The 19066-nt window shown below is 74.5% G+C and carries 16 protein-coding genes; 11 read left to right on the top strand and 5 right to left on the bottom strand.

The genetic code is table 11. The features are described from left to right. The first annotated feature begins 67 nt into the window (after positions 1–67). The 6 genes from AB0424_RS10125 (at position 68) to AB0424_RS10100 (ending at position 8776) form a co-directional block, all read left to right on the top strand. A complete protein-coding gene (locus AB0424_RS10125; RefSeq protein WP_366303742.1) occupies positions 68–1207 on the top strand; it encodes an ATP-binding protein in 1140 nt (379 codons plus the stop codon). A gap of 156 nt (positions 1208–1363) precedes the next feature. Continuing rightward, positions 1364–2491, top strand: a complete 1128-nt coding sequence (pheS, locus tag AB0424_RS10120; protein ID WP_366303740.1) for a phenylalanine--tRNA ligase subunit alpha — start codon at positions 1364–1366, stop codon at positions 2489–2491. Next, positions 2491–5019, top strand: coding sequence for a phenylalanine--tRNA ligase subunit beta (gene pheT, locus AB0424_RS10115; RefSeq protein WP_366303739.1), 2529 nt, complete (start codon positions 2491–2493; stop codon positions 5017–5019). Before pheS ends, pheT begins: the two co-directional genes overlap by 1 nt. Positions 5020–5313: 294 nt before the next feature. Next, positions 5314–6381 (top strand): PP2C family protein-serine/threonine phosphatase, encoded by a 1068-nt coding sequence (locus AB0424_RS10110; RefSeq protein ID WP_366303737.1) that lies wholly within the window; start codon positions 5314–5316, stop codon positions 6379–6381. 458 nt (positions 6382–6839) lie between these two features. After that, positions 6840–8183, top strand: a complete 1344-nt coding sequence (locus tag AB0424_RS10105) for a transcriptional regulator (RefSeq protein WP_366303735.1) — start codon at positions 6840–6842, stop codon at positions 8181–8183. 62 nt (positions 8184–8245) lie between these two features. Continuing rightward, a complete protein-coding gene (locus AB0424_RS10100; RefSeq protein ID WP_366303733.1) occupies positions 8246–8776 on the top strand; it encodes an NUDIX hydrolase in 531 nt (176 codons plus the stop codon). Positions 8777–8862: 86 nt separating this feature from the next. Here the strand turns inward: AB0424_RS10100 and AB0424_RS10095 are convergent, their stop codons facing one another. After that, a complete protein-coding gene (locus AB0424_RS10095) occupies positions 8863–9723 on the bottom strand; it encodes a 3-hydroxybutyryl-CoA dehydrogenase (RefSeq protein ID WP_366303731.1) in 861 nt (286 codons plus the stop codon). 196 nt (positions 9724–9919) lie between these two features. On the opposite strand from AB0424_RS10095, the gene AB0424_RS10090 reads away from it, so the two are divergent. Continuing rightward, a complete protein-coding gene (locus AB0424_RS10090; RefSeq protein ID WP_366303730.1) occupies positions 9920–11212 on the top strand; it encodes a family 10 glycosylhydrolase in 1293 nt (430 codons plus the stop codon). A 4-nt stretch (positions 11213–11216) separates the two neighbouring features. Here AB0424_RS10090 and AB0424_RS10085 read toward each other — a convergent pair whose 3' ends face one another. Continuing rightward, the gene (locus tag AB0424_RS10085; RefSeq protein WP_366303728.1) at positions 11217–11420 is read right to left on the bottom strand and encodes a DUF1918 domain-containing protein; all 204 of its coding nucleotides are present in this window, start codon (positions 11418–11420) and stop codon (positions 11217–11219) included. A gap of 84 nt (positions 11421–11504) precedes the next feature. Then, the gene (locus AB0424_RS10080) at positions 11505–12533 is read right to left on the bottom strand and encodes a DMT family transporter (protein ID WP_366303726.1); all 1029 of its coding nucleotides are present in this window, start codon (positions 12531–12533) and stop codon (positions 11505–11507) included. Here AB0424_RS10080 and AB0424_RS10075 point away from each other — a divergent pair. From AB0424_RS10075 to AB0424_RS10060, 4 genes are all read left to right on the top strand, one after another. Continuing rightward, entirely contained in the window at positions 12532–13968 is a 1437-nt protein-coding gene (locus tag AB0424_RS10075) for a PLP-dependent aminotransferase family protein (RefSeq protein ID WP_366303725.1), read from the top strand. The two genes, AB0424_RS10080 and AB0424_RS10075, sit on opposite strands and share 2 nt — an antisense overlap. Before the next feature lie 104 nt (positions 13969–14072). Then, positions 14073–14534, top strand: coding sequence for a GNAT family N-acetyltransferase (locus AB0424_RS10070; RefSeq protein WP_366303723.1), 462 nt, complete (start codon positions 14073–14075; stop codon positions 14532–14534). 69 nt (positions 14535–14603) lie between these two features. Beyond that, on the top strand, positions 14604–15179 hold the full coding sequence (locus AB0424_RS10065; RefSeq protein ID WP_366303721.1) for a histidine phosphatase family protein: 576 nt from the start codon (positions 14604–14606) through the stop codon (positions 15177–15179). Between the two features lie 55 nt (positions 15180–15234). Further along, positions 15235–16398 carry a methyltransferase gene (locus AB0424_RS10060; protein WP_366303719.1) on the top strand — a complete coding sequence of 388 codons (1164 nt, stop codon included), beginning with the start codon at positions 15235–15237 and terminating at the stop codon, positions 16396–16398. A 100-nt stretch (positions 16399–16498) separates the two neighbouring features. Here the strand turns inward: AB0424_RS10060 and AB0424_RS10055 are convergent, their stop codons facing one another. Both AB0424_RS10055 and AB0424_RS10050 read right to left on the bottom strand, forming a co-directional pair. After that, positions 16499–17479 carry a sigma factor-like helix-turn-helix DNA-binding protein gene (locus AB0424_RS10055; RefSeq protein WP_366303718.1) on the bottom strand — a complete coding sequence of 327 codons (981 nt, stop codon included), beginning with the start codon at positions 17477–17479 and terminating at the stop codon, positions 16499–16501. A 119-nt stretch (positions 17480–17598) separates the two neighbouring features. Next, complete coding sequence (locus tag AB0424_RS10050) at positions 17599–18966, bottom strand: M48 family metallopeptidase (protein WP_366303716.1); 1368 nt, start codon at positions 18964–18966, stop codon at positions 17599–17601. Between the last annotated feature and the right edge of the window lie 100 nt (positions 18967–19066).

The following is a 19066-nucleotide window of genomic DNA, read 5'->3' as shown; positions in this document are numbered from 1 at the left end:
CTCCCTCGCCCAGTAGAGTGACGCACTCGGGGGCCCACTGCGCTACACGGAGGGGTGGGGTACGGGGATGACGGTCGGCACGGACAGTCCCGCACAGGCACGGAGCGCCGCGCCGCACGCCCCGGAGCCGTCCGGCGCCGCGGCGGACGGACTGGCCGGCCTCGGCCCCGACGACCTGCCCGACGGTCTCGTCGTCGCCGACGAGACCGGCCGCGTCGTCTGCTTCAACGCCGCCGCGAGCCGCATCACCGCCGTCCCCGGCGGCCGCGCCCTCGGGCTCCCGCTCGACGAGGCGCTCCCCCTGGAGGACCTCAAGGGCCGCCGCTGGTGGGCGCTCACCGACCCGTACGGCGGTCTCGCCATCCGCCGCGGCCAGCCCGAACGGAACCTGCTCCTCCCCGGCGGCCGCGAGGTCCTGGTCTCCGCCCGCTACATCCGCGACCACCCCACCGGGCCGGTCCGCCGCGTCGTCGTCTCGCTGCGCGGCACCGACGCCCGCCGCCGCACCGAGCGCAGCCACGCCGAACTCATCGCCACCGTCGCCCACGAACTGCGGTCCCCGCTGACCTCGGTGAAGGGCTTCACCGCCACCCTCCTCGACAAGTGGGAGCGGTTCACCGACGAGCAGAAGCGGCTCATGCTGGAGACCGTCGACGCCGACGCCGGCCGCATCAAGCGGCTGATCGCCGAACTCCTCGACATCTCCCGGATCGACTCCGGACGGCTGGAGGTGCGCCGCCAGCCCGTCGACCTCGCCGCCGCGATCGGCCGCCACGTCCAGGTCCACATCACCGGGGGCCAGCCCCCGGACCGCTTCTTCGTCCGGATCAGGCCCGGGCTGCCCGCGCTCTGGGCCGACCCCGACAAGATCGACCAGATCCTCGGCAACCTCCTCGAAAATGCGGTGCGCCACGGCGACGGAACCGTCACCATCGAGGTGGCACCCGCCACGGCGGGCGAGGACGGAGAAGAGGGGACGGAGGTCACCGTGAGCGACGAGGGCCCCGGCATCCCCGAGGCGTCCATGAACCGCGTCTTCACCCGTTTCTGGCGGGGCAGCAAGCGTGGCGGCACCGGACTCGGCCTCTACATCGTCAAGGGCGTCGTCGAGGCCCACGGCGGCACCATCACCGTCGGACGGGGCCCCCGTGGCGGGGCCGAGTTCCGATTTATCCTGCCCGTCGGCACCCCGGCCCATCTCCTCTGACGTCTCAACTGACGAGACCGGAAGAGATCAGGAGCCGCCCGGCCTGCCCACGGGCTCATTCGCGTCCCCCCGCCCCGTTAGACTCGACCTTTGGCACGTTTGCGCCCTTGACGTCGAGCGGGGCCGCCCAGCCAGCCAACGGAAGCACGGGAAGAGATGTCCGCACCCAATAAGTCGTACGACCCGGTTGAGGTCGAGGCACTGAAACCGGAAGAGATCGAGCGCATGCGGGACGAGGCGCTCGCCGCCTTCGCCGCCGCGGGCGACCTCGACGCGCTCGCGCAGGCGAAGACCGCGCACACCGGTGGCACCTCGCCGCTGGCGCTCGCCAACCGGGAGATCGGCGCCCTGCCGCCGCAGGCCAAGGCCGCCGCCGGAAAGCTCGTGGGCCAGGCCCGCGGCGCCGTCTCCAAGGCGCTCGCCGCCCGCCAGACCGAGCTGGAGGCCGAGCGGGACGCCCGCGTCCTCGTCGAGGAGGCCGTCGACGTCACCCTGCCGTACGACCGCGTCCCGGCCGGTGCCCGTCACCCGCTGACCACGCTCATGGAGCGCGTCGCCGACGTGTTCGTCTCCATGGGGTACGAGGTCGCCGAGGGCCCCGAGGTCGAGGCGGAGTGGTTCAACTTCGACGCCCTGAACTTCGTGCCGGACCACCCGGCGCGCCAGATGCAGGACACCTTCTTCGTCCAGGGCCCCGAGGGCACCACGGGCGACGAGTCCGGCGTCGTGCTCCGTACGCACACCTCGCCGGTCCAGGCCCGCACGCTCATCGACCGGGAGCCCCCGGTCTACGTGGTGTGTCCCGGCCGGGTCTACCGGACCGACGAGCTCGACGCCACGCACACCCCGGTCTTCCACCAGATCGAGCTGCTCGCCGTCGACGAGGGCCTCACCATGGCCGACCTCAAGGGCACCCTGGACCACATGGTCCAGGCGCTCTTCGGCCCGGACATGAAGACCCGGCTCCGCCCGAACTTCTTCCCCTTCACCGAGCCGTCCGCAGAGATGGACATGCTCTGCTACGTCTGCCGCGGCGAGTCCGTCGGCAACCCGGACCGTCCCTGCCGCACCTGCGGCAGCGAGGGCTGGATCGAGCTCGGCGGCTGCGGCATGGTCAACCCGAAGGTGCTCGTCGCCTGCGGTGTGGACCCCGAGAAGTACAGCGGCTTCGCCTTCGGGTTCGGAATCGAGCGGATGCTGATGTTCCGCCACAACGTCGACGACATGCGAGACATGGTCGAGGGTGACGTCCGGTTCACCCGGCCGTTCGGGATGGAGATCTGATGCGGGTCCCGCTTTCTTGGCTGCGGGAGTACGTCGACCTGCCGGCCACGGCGACCGGCCGCGACGTCCAGGCCAAGCTCATCTCGGCCGGCCTCGAGGTCGAGGCCGTCGAGCAGCTCGGAGCCGGCCTGACCGGCCCGCTGGTGGTCGGCAAGGTCCTCACCATCGAGGAGCTGACGGAGTTCAAGAAGCCCATCCGCTTCTGCACCGTCGACGTCGGCCAGGCCAACGGCACCGGCGAGCCCCAGGAGATCATCTGCGGCGCGCGGAACTTCGCCGAGGGCGACAAGGTCGTCGTGGCGCTGCCCGGCGCCGTGCTCCCCGGTGACTTCCGGATCGCCGAGCGCAAGACGTACGGCCGCGTCTCCCGGGGCATGATCTGCTCCGGCGACGAGCTCGGCATGGGCGACGACGGCACGCACGGCATCATCGTGCTGCCGCCGGAGCACGAGATCGGCATCGACGCCACCGTCCTCCTGGAGCTGTTCGACGAGGTCCTCGACATCGCCGTCACCCCGGACCGGGGCTACTGCCTCTCCCTGCGCGGCGTCGCCCGCGAGGCCGCCACCGCCTACGGCCTGCCGCTGCGCGACCCGGCGCTCCTGGACGTGCCCGCGCCGAACTCGTACGGCTACCCGGTCCAGATCGGCGACCCGATCGGCTGCGACCGCTTCACCGCCCGCACGGTCGTCGGTCTCGACCCCGAGGCCCGCAGCCCGATCTGGCTCCGCCGCCGCCTGCAGAAGGCGGGCATGCGCCCGATCTCGCTCGCCGTCGACATCACCAACTACGTGATGCTGGAGCTCGGCCAGCCGCTGCACGCCTACGACCGCACCCGGATCGACGGGCCCATCGGGGTCCGCCGCGCCGAGGGCGGCGAGAAGATCACCACCCTCGACGGCACCGTGCGCGTGCTCGACGCCGAGGACCTGGTCATCACCGACAACCGCGGCCCCATCGGCCTCGCGGGCGTCATGGGCGGTGCCAACACGGAGATCGCCGACCCGGTGACCGACCCCGAGACCGGCATCGTGTCCGGCTCCACCGAGGTCGTCATCGAGGCCGCGCACTTCGACGCGATCTCGATCGCCCGCACGGCCCGCCGCCACAAGCTCTCGTCCGAGGCGTCCAAGCGCTTCGAGCGGGGCGTGGACCCGCAGGCCGCCGCCGCTGCCGCGCAGCGCACGGTCGACCTGCTCGTACTGCTCGCGGGCGGCACCGCCGAGGCCGGCGTCACCGAGATCAGCGCGCCGTCCGCGCCGCGCGCGATCGCGATGCCGGCGAACCACCCCGACCGGATCGCGGGCGTCGACTACGGCCGCGAGACCGTCGTCCGCCGCCTCCAGGAGGTCGGCTGCGACGTCTACGGCCAGGACGAGCTCGTCGTCACCGTGCCCTCGTGGCGCCCCGACCTGGCCGAGCCGAACGACCTCGCCGAGGAGGTCATCCGGCTGGAGGGCTACGAGAACCTGCCCTCCACGCTGCCCAAGCCCCCGGCCGGCCGCGGCCTCACCGAGCGCCAGCGCACCCACCGCCGCGTGGGCCGCGCCCTGGCCGGCGCCGGATACGTCGAGGCGCTGAACTACCCGTTCATCGGCGAGCAGGCGCTCGACCAGCTCGGCCTGGAAGCGGACGACGACCGTCGCCGGGTCGTCACCCTGGTCAACCCGCTCTCCGACGAGGAGCCCGCGCTCCGTACGACGCTGCTCCCGGGCCTGCTCGGCGCGCTCCGTCGCAACGACAGCCGCGGCAGCCACGACCTGGCGCTCTTCGAGACCGGTCTCGTCTTCCGGCCCGAGGGTGAGCCGGGCGTCGCCGTCCGCCTGCCCGTCGACCGTCGTCCCACCGACGCGGAGATCGCCGGCGTCAACGCGGTGCTGCCCCGGCAGCCCCGTCGCGTCGCCGTCGTCCTCGCCGGTGCGCGCGAGCAGGCCGGCTGGTGGGGCAAGGGCCGTCCGTCCGACTGGGCGGACGCCGTCGAGGCAGGCCGCACCGTGGCCGCCGAGGCCGGTGTGGAGCTGATCATCAGCGCCGACCGGCACGCCCCGTGGCACCCGGGCCGCTGTGCCGCGTTCCACGTCGAGGTGGCGGGCGAGAAGGTCCTCGTCGGCCACGCCGGCGAGCTCCACCCGCGGGTGGTGAAGGCGTTCGGCCTTCCGGCCCGCAGCTGCGCGATGGAGATCGACCTGGACCTCCTGGAGCAGGGATACGAGGGCCCCCTGCGGGCTCCCCGCATCTCCTCCTTCCCGGTGGCCACCCAGGACGTCGCCCTCGTCGTCGCCGGCGACGTCCCGGCCGCCGACGTCGAGGCCGCTCTGCGCGAGGGCGCGGGCGAACTCCTCGAGTCCGTCCGGCTCTTCGACGTGTACACCGGCGACCAGCTCGGCGAGGGCCACAAGTCCCTGGCGTACGCACTGAAGTTCCGCGCCACGGACCGCACCCTCACCGTCGACGAGGCCAGCGCGGCCCGCGACGCGGCCGTCGCCCTGGCGTCGGCGCGCACCGGAGCCGTCCTCCGCGGCGCCTGACGCACGAGCACGACCCCAGGAGGGCCGCCCCGGAGATCCCCGGGGCGGCCCTCCGCCGTGTGTGGTGCGGCGCGCGCGCCGGCGGCGTACCCCTGAGCGGGGATCGTGCTGCTGTGCGCGTGGCGGAACCCTGGCGGGGGGAGGCGCGGCGAGGGCGCTCACTCCTTCGGGTGAGATGGCCGACGGCTGTTCCCGCGTGACCCGTACGGTCGGCAGAATCGACGCGGCTCGCAGGGGCGGACCTGTCGGGCCGCGGGGCCTTCGGGCGCTGTCGGGGCTCGGGAAGGGCCGTGCATGATGCGTACCAGGACGTCGGCCGCGGCTCGCTCCCCCTTCCGCAGGCCGGCCCCGCTCGTGCTGCCCCTCGCGTGGGGTGCGGTGGCGGTGGTGTGGCGGTTCTGGTGTCCGCCGGCCGGGGAGCCCGGACTGCCGATGCGGATCGCCACGAGCGTCGTGTTCCTGAGCGTGGGCGTCGGGCTCGTCCTGGGGGTGCGGCGGGGGCCCGTCCGCGAGCTGGCCCGGGTGCGGGCCGTCGCGGCGGCGACCCAGCGGGTCCTGCTGCGCCCGCCGCCCGCCCGCCTCGACGGACTGGCGCTCGCGGCGGGGCAGTTGTCGGCGACGCGGGGCGCGACCGTCGGAGGCGACCTGTACGAGGCGGTGGCCACGCCGTACGGGGTGCGGATCGTCATCGGGGACGTGCGGGGGCACGGGCTCGCGGCGCTCGGCGCGGTGGTGGCCGTCCTCGGGAGCTTCCGTGAGGCCGCTCACGACGAGCCCGAGCTCGGCGGAGTGCTGCGACGCCTGGAGCGGGCGCTCGAACGGCATCTGCGGGACCGGGCAAGGGACGAGCACCCGGCGCGCGCGGAGACGGAGCCCCGGCACCCGGCGGCGGAGGAGTTCGTGACGCTGCTGCTCCTGGAGATCGGCTTCGACGGCCGGCTCTCCGTCTTCAACTGCGGTCACCCGGGCCCGTACCGGCTGGGCGGGCGGGTCGAGCGGCTCCCCGTCGGCGATCCGCTGCCCCCGCTCGGAGTGCTGCCGCTCCCCGCCGACCTCGTGCCGCACGCGGCGGCCGAGCTGCTCTCCGGCGAGACCCTCGTCCTGCACACCGACGGGGCGGAGGAGGCCCGCGACCACCGGGGGCGGTTCTTCGCCCTCGAAGCGTTCCTGGCCGGGAGGGCGGGCGAGACTCCCGCCGCCCTGGTGCGTGGCGTCCACGCGGCGCTGCTGCACCACACGGGCGGCCGGCTCGTCGACGACGTCGCGCTGCTCGTGGTGCGCAACGACCGGGTCCGGGTACCGGCGCAGCCCGCCGAACCCGGGCTGCGCCGCTCCCGGCCCGCCCCCTCCGCCCACGGGTGAGCGGGGGGAGCGGGGCTGGCGACGCCCGCCCCGCCACGGAGTGTCGGGCAGATCGGCGGGGCGGGCGACGCGGACCGGGCCGCCGCACTGTCAGAGGGGGAGCCGGCGGCCCGGTCTTCGCCTTGCGGCGAGGAGCTCAGTCAACCCGGGGCCGGGCGGGGGCGGCAGCGTGCGCGGACCGGAGGAACGGGTACTCCGTTCACACCCCGTGCGAATGGGGCCCGGACGCCGCCGTGCGGCGCGGGGGAGAGCCGCCGGACGATCCCGCACGGCGCCGCCGGCCGGGCCGAGGACGCGCCGCGCCGGGCAGGCCCGTACGCCGTCGCTACGTCGGAAGTCGGCCCGTACGTGGTCGGGACGTGCGGAGTCGACACGTACGGAGTCGAGCCGTATGAATTCGGCCACCCGGAGGGCCCACTCGGCCCTAGGGTGAGTGCACCGAGTCACCGGAGGGGCCCATGCAGCCCAACACCCTGCTCGACGCCCTGCTCGACGAGGCGGGCGTCTCGCACGCCGGCCTCGCCGCCCGGGTGAACCGGGCCGGTCGGGGCAGGGGTCTCACCCTGCGCTACGAACACACCGCGGTGGCCCGCTGGTTGAAGGGCCAGCGGCCGCGCGGCCAGGTGCCTGACCTGATCTGCGAGGTGCTCGCCGCCCGGCTGCACCGGCAGGTGACCCTGGACGACATCGGCCTCGGTGTGCCCGGTGTGCCGCCGCAAGCCCTCGGCGCGCCCCTCTCCGGTTTCGTCGAGCGGGCCCCCGCCCTGTGGCGCTCCGACGAGCAGCGGCGGCCCCACACGCTCGGCGCGCAGGCGGTGACCGGCACGCCCGCGGTGATGCCGGTGTGGGAGTGGGAGAACCCTCCGGAGGACGCGGACGTGTCGCGCGCCGGGCGGGGCGCGACGGTCTCGGCGGCCGACATCTCCGTGCTGAGCGCGGCCCGTTCGCACTACGAGCAGATGTACCGGCGGGCCGGGGGGATCGCGACCCGGGCCCGGATCGTCGGCTTCCTCACCAACGAGACCGCGCCGCTGCTCCGGGGCGCGTACACCGACGCCCTCGGCCGGCAGTTGCACCGCGCGACCGGCGGGCTGGTCGCGGTGGCCGGAATCTGCGCCTACGACGCCGACGCGCACGGCCTCGCCCAGCGCTACTTCCACCAGGCCCTGCGGCTCGCCAAGGCCAGCGGGGACCGGGGGCTCGGTGCCTATGTGATCGCGCTGCTCGTCAACCAGGCGCTGTTCATGGCGGAGTACCGGCAGGCGGTGGCGTTCGCGGAGGCGGCGCTGCGGGCGGCCGGACGGCAGATCACCCCCGCGCTCGCCGCGGACCTGACGGCGATGCAGGCGAAGGCGTACGCCCACCTCGGCGACGCCACGGCGGCGCTGGCCTGCATCCGGCGGGCCGAGTCCGCGGCGGAGCGGATCAGCCCGGGGGAGGAGCCGGCCGAGACGGGTTACGTCCAGCCGGGGTTCGTCAACGTCCAGGTCGCCGAGGCCCTGCTCAGTCTCGGCGACCTCGCGGGGGCGCACGAGCACGCCTCGGCGGCGGTCGACACGCCCTCGCACGACCGGGGCCGGGTGCACCGGCTCGCCATGCTCTGCCAGATCGAGCTGCGCCAGGGCGAGGCGGACGGGGCCGCGCGCACGGCGGTGGAGATGACGGAGCGGGCGCGGGGGATGGAGTCCCGCCGGCTGAGGGACCGGCTGCGCCAGGTCCGGGAGCATCTGCTCGAAAGCGACGGGCGGGACGCCCGCGAGGCGGCCGCGCTGATCGACGGGGCGCTGCGCGTTCCCCTGTAGGGCGCCAACTGCTGCGATATTGCCACCAATCAAGCACCGACCAGTCGGAAGGTGGCAAGAACGTGCAATGGACGAAACTGAGCGAACGCTCGGTCTATGAGAACCGCTGGTTCCGGGTGAACCTCGCGGACGTCGAACTTCCGGACGGCCGCCACCTCGACCACTATCTGATCCGACTCCGCCCCGTCGCCGTCGCGACGGCCGTCAACGACGCGGACGAGGTCCTGATGCTCTGGCGCCACCGCTTCATCACCGACAGCTGGGGCTGGGAGCTGGCCGCCGGCGTCGTCGAGGACGGCGAGGACGTCGAGACCGCCGCCGCCCGGGAGATGGAGGAGGAGACCGGCTGGCGGCCGGGGCCGCTGCGCCACCTCCTCACCGTCGAGCCCTCCAACGGCCTGTCCGACGCCCGGCACCACCTCTACTGGGCGGACCGGGCCACGTACACCGGTCCGCCCGAGGACGCGTTCGAGTCCTCGAAGCGGGCCTGGGTCCCGCTGAAACAGATCCCCGACATGATCACCCGGGGTGAGATACCGGCTGCGAACATGGCCGCCGGGCTGCTGATGCTCCACCACCTGCGCCTCGGCTGAGCACCACGGGGCTCCGGGAAACCGGGCGCGACATGCCGGACGGCCCGTACCTGTGCGTGAGTACGGGCCGTCCGGTGTCCAGGGGGTCAGGAGTACGGGTAGAAGCCCGATCCCGTCTTGCGGCCCAGCCGGCCCGCGTCCACCATGCGCTGGAGCAGCGGGGGAGCGGCGTACAGCGGCTCCTTGAACTCGGCGTACATGGAGTCGGCGATCGAGGCGATCGTGTCCAGGCCGATCAGGTCGGAGAGCTTCAGCGGGCCCATCGGGTGGGCGCAGCCGAACTCCATGCCGTTGTCGATGTCCTCGCGGCTCGCGATGCCCGACTCGAACATCCGGATCGCGGAGAGGAGGTACGGCACGAGCAGCGCGTTGACGACGAAGCCGGACCGGTCCTGCGCGCGGATCGCGTGCTTGCCGAGCGCCTTCTCCGCGAACGCCTGCGCGCGGCTGATCGTGCCCTCGGAGGTGGTGAGGGCGGGGATCAGCTCGACGAGCTTCTGCACCGGGGCCGGGTTGAAGAAGTGGATGCCGATGACCTGGTCGGGACGCGAGGTCGCGACGGCCAGCTTCACCAGCGGGATGGAGGACGTGTTCGAGGCCAGGATGGCGTCGGGCCGGGTCATGACCTGGTCGAGCACCTGGAAGATCTCGGTCTTGACCTGCTCGTTCTCCACGACGGCCTCGATGACGAGGTCGCGGTCGGCGAACTCGCCCAGGTCGGTCGTGAAGCTGAGGCGCGCGAGCGTGGCGTCCCGCTCCTCCTCGCTGATCTTGCCGCGCTCGGCGGCCTTCGACAGCGAGTTGAAGAGCCGCGTGCGGCCGATCTCCAGCGCCTCGCCGGTGGTCTCGGCGACCCTCACGTCGAGCCCGCTCCGGGCACACACCTCTGCGATGCCCGCGCCCATCTGGCCGCAGCCCACCACTCCGACGCGCTCAATGTCGGCCATGGAGTCCGTCACCTCGTGCCTTTCGCTCTTCTCTGGCGGCGGGCCCGTGTGATTCCGGTGCGTCCGCCTCGACCCCCACGACGTTACCGCTCATTAACCGATGATCGATCGTCCGGGCCGGGCATGCTGTCCGGGTGGGTGTGACGTATCCGACAGAGGAGGGGTACAAGTGCCGCCTATCGGCAGAAGAGGGTTCGTGGCCGGGGCCTCGGGCGCGGCGCTCGCTGTGACGGCATCGACAGAGACGGCGGGGGCCGGCGCGACGACCGGGACGGCTGGGAACGCCTCCGCGACGGGGGCGGACTCGGACTCGCCCCGGGAGCTCGGGTCGCCCGTGGGGCGGCGCGGACCGGGCCGCGGGCCGGAGTTCCGCGGGATGTGGCTGGCGACGGTCGCCAACCGCGACTGGCCCTCGCGCGCGGGGCTGACCGCGGCCCGGCAGCGCGCCGAGCTGCTCGCCCACCTCGACACCGCGGTCCGGCGCCGCCTCAACACGGTCGTCCTGCAGGTCCGGCCGACCGCCGACGCGCTCTGGCCCTCGCCGTACGAGCCGTGGGCGCAGTGCCTCACCGGCGTCCAGGGCCGCGACCCCGGCTGGGACCCGCTGGGCACGGCGGTGCGCGAGGCCCACGCGCGGGGCCTGGAGCTGCACGCCTGGTTCAACCCGTACCGGGTGGCGAACCACACGGACCCCACGCTGCTCGTCCCCTCCCACCCGGCCCGGCTGCACCCGGAGTGGGTCGTGCCCTACGGCGGGAAGCTGTACTACGACCCCGGCCTGCCCGAGGTCCGGAGCTTCGTGCAGAACGCGATGCTGGACGCGGTGCGCCGGTACGAGGTCGACGCGGTGCACTGGGACGACTACTTCTACCCGTACCCGGTGGCCGGGCAGGTGTTCGCCGACGACACGGCGTACGCGCGGTACGGCGGCGGGTTTCCCGACCGGGCGTCCTGGCGGCGGAACAACATCGACCTGCTGGTCTCGGAGATGTCCGCCCGCATCAAGGAGGCCAGGCCGGACGTCGCCTTCGGGGTGAGCCCCTTCGGGGTCTGGCGCAACGCCGCCACCGACCCGGAGGGGTCGGACACCCGGGCCGGGATCCAGACGTACGACGACCTGTACGCCGACACCCGCACCTGGGTCCGGGAGGGCTGGCTGGACCACGTCGTGCCCCAGCTCTACTGGAACATCGGGCTGCCCGCCGCCGACTACGCCACGCTGCTGCCCTGGTGGGACCGGGTCGTACGGGGGACCGGCGTCGGCCTGTACATCGGCGAGGCGCTCTACAAGGCGGGCGATCCGGCCCAGCCCGCGGCCTGGCAGGACCCGGAGGAGCTCTCGCGCCATCTGGCGCTGGCCGCCGGGTACCCGTCGGTCGGCGGCCACTGCTTCTTCGCGGCCGCCGAGGTCGCCTCGGACCCGATCGGGGCGATGTCCACCGTGGTGGACGATCACTATCCGACCCGGGTCCGTTCGCCGAGGAGGTAGGGGCTCAGCGGGCCCCTTCCTCCGGGTGGTGGCGGACGACGGTGTCGGGGCCCGGGGACATCAGGGCCTCGTGACCGTCGTCGTCGAACTTCACGCGGTACGGGGGAGTGCCGTTCTCCCCCAGTACCTGAAGGACCTCGGCCGTACGGTCGTGGTGACCGACGGTCCGGCCGTGCACCAGCAGTGTGTCGCCCACGCTCGCCTGCATCGGGGGGACCTCCTCGCGGCAGCGACTGTCCTGGGTCGGTGTCTCTGTCTGCCATTGTGGCCCGCGCCACCCCCATCCGTCGCGTCAGCTCCTGGCCCGCTGGGTCACCGCGATGCAGACGAGGACGCCCACCGCCGCGAGCGGGGCGGCCAGCGGCAGCGTCTCGCCCAGCAGGAAGACCGACCAGAAGAGGGTGAGGAGCGGCTGGGCGAGCTGGAGCTGGCTCGCCTTGGGGATGCCGATGGACGCCATGCCGCGGTACCAGACGTAGAGGCCGAAGAAGGTGGAGCCGGCGGCGACCCACACCAGCCCGACGACGCCGTGGGCGGTCAGGCGGACCGGCTCCAGCGCCAGGGCGACCGCCGAGGCGGGCACCATCAGCGGCAGGCAGAGCACCAGGGCCCAGCCGATGACCTGCCAGCCCGGCATCAGCCGCGCGAGCCGTCCTCCCTCGGTGTAGCCGGCCGCGCAGACCAGGAGCGCGCCGAACAGGTACAGGTCGCCCCGCGACAGCGCGCCGCCGCTCTGCTGGAGGGTGAACGCGATCACCACCGCCGCGCCGGAGACGGCGGCGGTCCAGAACGTACGGGACGGGCGGCGGCCGGTGCGCAGCGCGGCGACGGTCGCCGTGGTGAGCGGCAGCAGTCCCACCACGACGGCGGCGTGCGAGGTGGTGGAGGTCTGCAGGGCCAGGGTCGTCAGGAGCGGGAAGCCGACGACGACACCGCCGGCGACCACGGCGAGACCCGCCCAGTGGCGCCGGTCCGGCAGCGGCACCCGGCCGGCGAGGAGGAACCCGCCCGCGACGAGGGCGGCGAGGGTGGAGCGCACGGCGACCAGCGACCAGGGGCCGAAGCTCTCCAGGCCCCAGACGGTCGAGGGGAAGGTGAGCGAGAACGCCACCACGCCGAGCACGGCGAGCAGGGTGCCGCGGCCGGCCGGGTCGGCGGCGACCGCGACGGCGGGGGCGCCCGCGGGAGAGGCGCCGGAGGGGGTGGAGCCCGACGCGGTGCCCGCGCCCGTGGTCCGCGCGGTCACGGCGGTCTTCGCGGTCCGGCCGGAGGTGGGGACCGCTATCGTCAGGGTGGTAGTAGCGCTATCCTCTGTTCTCATGCACGAGCGTAGCAGTGTGGTGGAACTGGCGAAATCCCTGCGAGTAGAAGTCAACCGCTACTCTCCAGGTGGAAAACTGCCATCGAGTCGCGCCCTCGTCGAGCGGTACCGGGTCTCGCCGGTCACCGTCACCCGGGCCCTCGCCCTGCTCGCCGCGGAAGGACTCGTCGTCACCCGCCCCGGTGCCGGAGCCTTCCGCGCCGAGCCCCGTACGGCCACGCCCGTCGCCGGCGACACCTCCTGGCAGGAGGTGGCACTCAGCGCCGACACCGCCGGGGAGGTCGTGCCCCGGGCCGTGGACGCCTCCGGCGTGCTGGTCACCCTCGCCGCGCCGCCGCCCGGCGTGATCGAGTTCAACGGCGGCTACCTCCACCCGTCCCTCCAGCCCCAGCAGGCCCTGGCCGCCGCCCTCGCCCGGGCCGGGCGCCGCCCAGGTGCCTGGGGCAGGCCGCCCACCGACGGACTGCCCGAGCTGCGCGAGTGGTTCGCCCGCGAGATCGGCGACGGCGTCACCGCGGCCGAGGTGCTCGTCACCGCCGGCGGCCAGTCGGCCATCGCCACCGCCCTGCGCGCCCTCGCCCCGCCCGGCGCCCCCGTGCTCGTCGAGTCGCCCACCTACCCGGGCATGATCGCCGTCGCCCGCGCCGCCGGACTCCGTCCCGTCCCCGTGCCCACCGACGCCGACGGCGTACGCCCGGAACTCCTCGAAGCCGCCTTCCGCGCCACCGGCGCCCGCGTCCTCGTCTGCCAGCCGCTCTTCCAGAACCCCACCGGAGCGGTCCTCTCCCCCGACCGGGGCCGCGAGGTCGTCCGCATCGCCCGCGCCGCCGGCGCCTTCGTCGTCGAGGACGACTTCGCCCGGCGGCTCGTCCACGAGGACGCGCCGCCCCTGCCCGCCCCGCTCGCCGCCGAGGACCCCGACGGCGTCGTCGTCCACGTCCGCTCGCTCACCAAGATCACCTCGCCCAGCCTGCGCGTCGGCGCCCTGGCCGCCCGCGGTCCCGTCCTGGAGCGCCTCCGCGCCATCCAGGTCGTCGACAGCTTCTTCGTGGCGCGGCCCCTCCAGGAGGCCGCCCTCGAACTCGTCGGCGCGCCCGCCTGGCACCGCCATCTGCGCGCCGTCTCCCAGGAGCTCAGGGACCGCCGCACCCTGATGGCCGCGGCGGTCGGCCGGCACCTCCCCGGCCTGGCCCTGCCCCACCTGCCCTCGGGCGGCCACCAGCTCTGGCTCCGCCTCCCCGACACCCTCCCCGAGGCGTCCCTCGTCGCCGCCGCGCTGCGGGCCGGGGTCGCCGCCGCCCCCGGGCGCCCCTACTTCTGCGCCGAACCCCCCGCCGGGCACATCCGGCTGAGTTTCGCGGGTGTCGCCGGTCCCGCCGAGATCGCCGAGGGGGTGCGCCGCCTGCGGACGGCGGTCGACGAGCTCGCCGGGTGACCTCCGGGGCCGGGGCGGGAGCGGCCGCGGGGCGGCCCCGCACGGGCCCTGGCCCCGGGCAAATTCACCTGACAAGTCCACCGGCGTGCTGGCAGCCTGCGGCCATGGACGACAGCGCCGCCCCCGCCGCCCCCGCCGGCTCCGTCATGCACGGGGCGTACGAGATCTCAGCCGACCCCGCCCGGATCGACCCGGCCCTCGTGCACCACTGGCTCTCCACCGACGCCTACTGGGCCCTCGGCCGACCTCGGGAGAAGCAGGACCGCGCGATCGCGGGCTCCCTCAACCTCGGGGCCTACCACCGGGAGACCGGCGAGATGAGCGCCTACGCGCGCGTGGTCACCGACTACGCCACCTTCGCCTGGCTCTGCGACGTCTACGTCGACCGCCCCGCGCGCGGCACCGGACTGGGCACCGCGCTCGTCGCCGCCGTCCGCGACCGCCTCGCCCCGCACGGACTGCGCCGCATCATGCTCGCCACCGCCGACGCGCACGGCGTGTACGAGAAGGTCGGATTCACGCCACTGCAGAATCCGGACAAGTGGATGGCTCTCGGGCAGCAGTGAGCCGCACCCTCGCGGGTCCCGGGAAATGACCCCTTGACCTGCGGGGCCACCGGCCCCACGATCGCGGCCATGGGTCTTCGGGTGACGCTCGTCACGGCGGCACGCAGCTCCTCCCTGCTCGCCGAACGCTTCGACGACGACCGGCCGCTCGACGAGGCCGGCTGGTACGAGGTGCAGCAGGCCGCGCCCGCGCTCATCCCGCTCGGCTCGGCCGAACTCCGCTACTGCTCCCCGACCCCGCGCAGCCGCGCCACCGGCACCGCCCTCGGCTACGCGCCCCTCGCCCAGCCGGCCCTGCGCGACTGCGACATGGGCCGCTGGCGGGGCCTGACCCTCGCCGAGGTGGCCGCCCTCGAACCGGCCGCCGTCGACGCCTGGCTCAGGGACGCCCGCACCGCCCCGCACGGCGGCGAGCCCCTCCTCGCCTTCATCACCCGCATAGGGAACTGGCTCGACACCCGCCCCGCCGAGGACGGCGCCATCGTCGCCGTCGCCGAACCCTCCGTCGTTCGCGCCGCCCTCGTCTACGCCCTGAAGGCGCCACCCGCCACCTACTGGAACGTCGACGTCCGCCCGCTCTCCACCGTCACCCTCATGGGCCGCCCCGGCCTCTGGCACCTCCACCTCGACACCGCCCTGCGCTGACCGACGGGGCATCCGAGCGGAGCGGAGGCCGACGACCGGCTAGCCTGAGACCACGATGAACCGTTTGAGCACGTCATGGGGCGCCTTCACGCTGACCCGCTTCCCCGAGGACCCGCGCGACCAGCTGCGCGCCTGGGACGCGGCCGACGAATACCTCCTGGGCCACCTGGCCGACACCGGCACCGACCTCTCCGGCACCGTCGCCGTCATCGGCGACCGCTGGGGAGCCCTCGTCACCGCGCTGCAGGCGGCCGGAGCCGGCGAACTCGTCCAGATCACCGACTCGTACCTCGGGGGCCGGGCCACCCGGGCCAACCTCGCGCGCGCCGGCGCCGCCCCGGAGGCGGTCCGGCTGCTCACCACGCAGGACCGGCCCCCGGCACGCGTCGACGTCCTCCTCGTCCACGTCCCCAAGAGCCTCGGGCTCCTGGAGGACCAGCTGCACCGGATCGCGCCCGCCGTGCACGAGGGCACCGTGATCGTCGGCACCGGCATGGTCAAGGACGTCCACACCTCCACCCTCAAGCTCTTCGAGCGGATCCTCGGCCCCACCCGCACCTCCCTCGCGGTGAAGAAGGCCCGGCTCATCCACACCACCGTCGACCCGGACCTCACCCCGGGGCCGAACCCCTGGCCGTACCGGTACGACCTCCCGGCCGACACGCCCGCGCCCGGCCTCCCCGGCCTGACCGTCACCAACCACGCCGGGGTCTTCTGCGCCGACCGCCTCGACATCGGCACCCGCTTCTTCCTCGCGAACCTGCCCGGCGGCCTCGGCCGCGCCCGGGTCGCCGACCTCGGCTGCGGCAACGGCGTCGTCGGTCTCGCCATCGCCCTCCACGAACCCGAGGCCGAGGTCGTCTTCGCCGACGAGTCGTACCCGGCGGTCGCCTCGGCCCGGGAGAACTTCCGCGCGCACCTGGGCGAGGACCGTCCGGCCGAGTTCCTCGTCGGCGACGGACTCACCGACCTGCCCGCCGGCTCCGTCGACCTCGTCCTCAACAACCCGCCGTTCCACACCCACCAGGCCACCACCGACCGCACGTCCCGCCGGATGTTCACCGACGCCCGGCGCGCGCTGCGCCCCGGCGGCGAACTGTGGGTCATCGGCAACCGACACCTCGGCTACCACGTCACCCTCCGGCGCGTCTTCGGCAACAGCGAACTCGTCGCCAGCGACCGCAAGTTCGTCGTCCTGCGCGCCGTACGCCAGGCGTAGCGCACCGGTCCGCCCCGTCCCGTCCGGAACCCGTCCGGACCGGACGCGGCGGCCCTGGTCCCCGACTCCTCCGGATCCCGCCCGGCACGCGCGGGTCGGCTCACCAGTCGGGGAACGCCAGGTCCAGGGCGCGGACCCGCTCCTCGCCGGAGGTCACCGCGAGGGTGGCGATGCGGTCCTGCCGGAAGGTGAACACGAGCGCCGCCACGGCGCGGCCCCCGACGAACGCCACCGCGCCGACCGCGCCGTCGACCAGGGCGGGCCGGGACACGTCGGCGAACCGCGCGAAGGCGGCCGCCCCCTCGGCGACGGCCGGGGCGCCGTGCACCGGGCCGCGGTCGGAGTACGCCACGACGTCCGGGTCGAGGACGGCGGCGAGCGCGCGGGCGTCACGTGCGCGTGCGGCCGTCAGGAACCGGTCCACCACCAACCGCTGCCGTCCCGGGTCCTCCGCGGTCCGGACCGCTCCGACACCCCTGACCCGGTCCCGGGCCCGCCGTGCGAGCCGCGCCACCTCGGCGGGCGAACTCCCGGTGATCCGCGCCGTCTCCTGCGCCGGGAGCCCGAACAGGTCGTGCAGCACGTACGCCAGCCGCTCCTCGCCCCCCAGCGACTCCAGGACCACGAGCAGCGCGAGCCACACGGACTCGGCCCCCGCCCGAGCCTCCCCAGGACCGGCCCCGTCGTCTCCCGCCCCGACCTCGGGCACGCCACCATGCGCGGGACTTCCGGACCGGGCCGGTCTCGCGGCCGCCGGCACCTCCGGAGCGGCCTCCGCGCCCCCGTCGTCGTGCGGGTCCGTGACCGCCTCGTCCTCCGGATCCTCCGCGGCCCCGTGGGCGCGCCACCGGCCGGCCGCTCCCCGTTCCTGGAGGCCGCGCACGCAGGTCCGGCCCACGAGAGCCGTCAGCCAGGCGCGTACGGAGGCGTCCTCGTCCCGGCCGAGCCCGGCGCGCGTCACCGCGAGCATCTCCTCGGCCTCCGCGGCGGACCCCATCATCCGGAGTGCCACGCCCCGCAGGCGTTCCTCGTGCGCGTCGAAGCGGACGGTCAGGGCGGTCAGGAACGTGTCGTCGGACATGGCGTCTCACTCCTCGTGGGTTCCGTACCCGCTTGACGCGGGCGCCCGCCCGGATGTGACAGACCCCCTCCACGGCGGCCCAGCTCCCCACCCCCGATCCGGCCCCCCACCGCCCCGGATCACCCCCGCACGAGCTCCTCGGCCACGCGCCGTGCGGGGGCGGCGAGTTCCGCCTCGATCCGCGCCGACCTGACGGGGTCGAGCTCGATCAGGGCCTCGGTCCGCTCGCCCTCCGCCAGCCGGCGACGGCGCAGATGGGTCGGGGGGTGCGTGGAGTCCACCTGGTGTCCGCGGCGCTCCGCGACGCGGCGCCGGCGCTCGTACTCCTGTGGGGGGATCGTGGCCCCGAACGCGGCGAGGCGCTCCCACAGGCCCGCGGCGGGCTCCTCACGGCGGCGGGCGCCGCCGATCCGGGTCCGCGCCGCGACGATCTCGCGCCGCAGCTCGCCGTCGACGCCGCCGCCGACGAGGAGGCGGTCCATCACGCCGGCGGCCGCCGCCGAGCCCCCGACGAGGGCGGCGGACGAGTCGGCGAGGTACTCGGCGCGCTGGGTGTCGCGGAGGGTGAGGTGTTCGAGGACGGCGAGCACCCCGTCGACGAGCAGGCGGGGCGGAGCGGTCATCAGGTTGACGAAGTGGTCCATGAGGCTGTCGGCGCGCTTCGCGGCCAGCGTGTACCGCCAGGTCTCCAGGGAATCGAGGGCGGTGCCGACGAGGAGGCCGTGGCGGGTGTCCCCGTGCGCGTAGTGGCCGAACTCGTGGCCGAGGAGGGCGATGCGCTCCTGCGGCGTCATGACGTGCCAGAGGCCGAGACCGAGGGAGAGCACGCGGTGCTGCCGGGTGCCGTAGACGGTCACCGAGGCGTTCACCTCGGGCCCGACCAGCACCGCCCGCACGCCGGACGTGCCCACGTGTCCGGCGATCTCGTCGAGCAGGGCGAACAGCCCCGGCGCGTCCGTTCGCCGCAGCACGGGCCGGTCGCCCGCCAGCCGGCTCAACCTCTGGAACCGGGGCCGCAGCACGACGGCGAGTCCGATCATCAGACCGCCGAGCGCGGGCAGGAGGCCACGCCCCCACTCCGCCACCAGCAGCCACAGTCCGCCCGTGAGCAGGGCGCCCGTGACGGCGTGGACCATCACCGCGAGCGCCGCCGCGAGCCCGCCGGCCGCCCCGAGCCTCCGCGGCGAGGTCACGGCCGCCGCCGGCGAACCCGCCGCACCCGGCCCCTCGTTCCCCCTCCCGTCCCCGGCCGGGGAGGCCACGGCCCCCGAGAGCTCCGTGAAGAGCTGCTCCCCGTACCGCCGCGCGAGCCGCCGCCGGAGGCGCTCGATCCGGCCGGGTGCCTGCTCGTCCTGCTCCTCCGGGTCCACGTTCCAGTCGCAGGCGGCGCACCACGTCACGTGGCGCCCGCCGTCCGTCAGACGCACCCCGCAGGCCGGGCAGTCCCGATCCGCTTCCCGGTGAACCGCCTGTGCCGTCTCCGTCATGCGCGTACCCCCCTGGGCGGGCCGTTCACGGTCCCGCCCGACCTCGTTCGTTCTCGTCCTGCGCCGGTGCAGCCGCGGAAAGGGCCGGCCCGGACGCCGT

It is taken from the genome of Streptomyces sp. NPDC051180 (genome assembly GCF_040689545.1).
In the GTDB taxonomy this organism is placed as follows: Bacteria; Actinomycetota; Actinomycetes; order Streptomycetales; family Streptomycetaceae; genus Streptomyces.
This window is presented reverse-complemented; position numbering and strand designations above follow the sequence as displayed.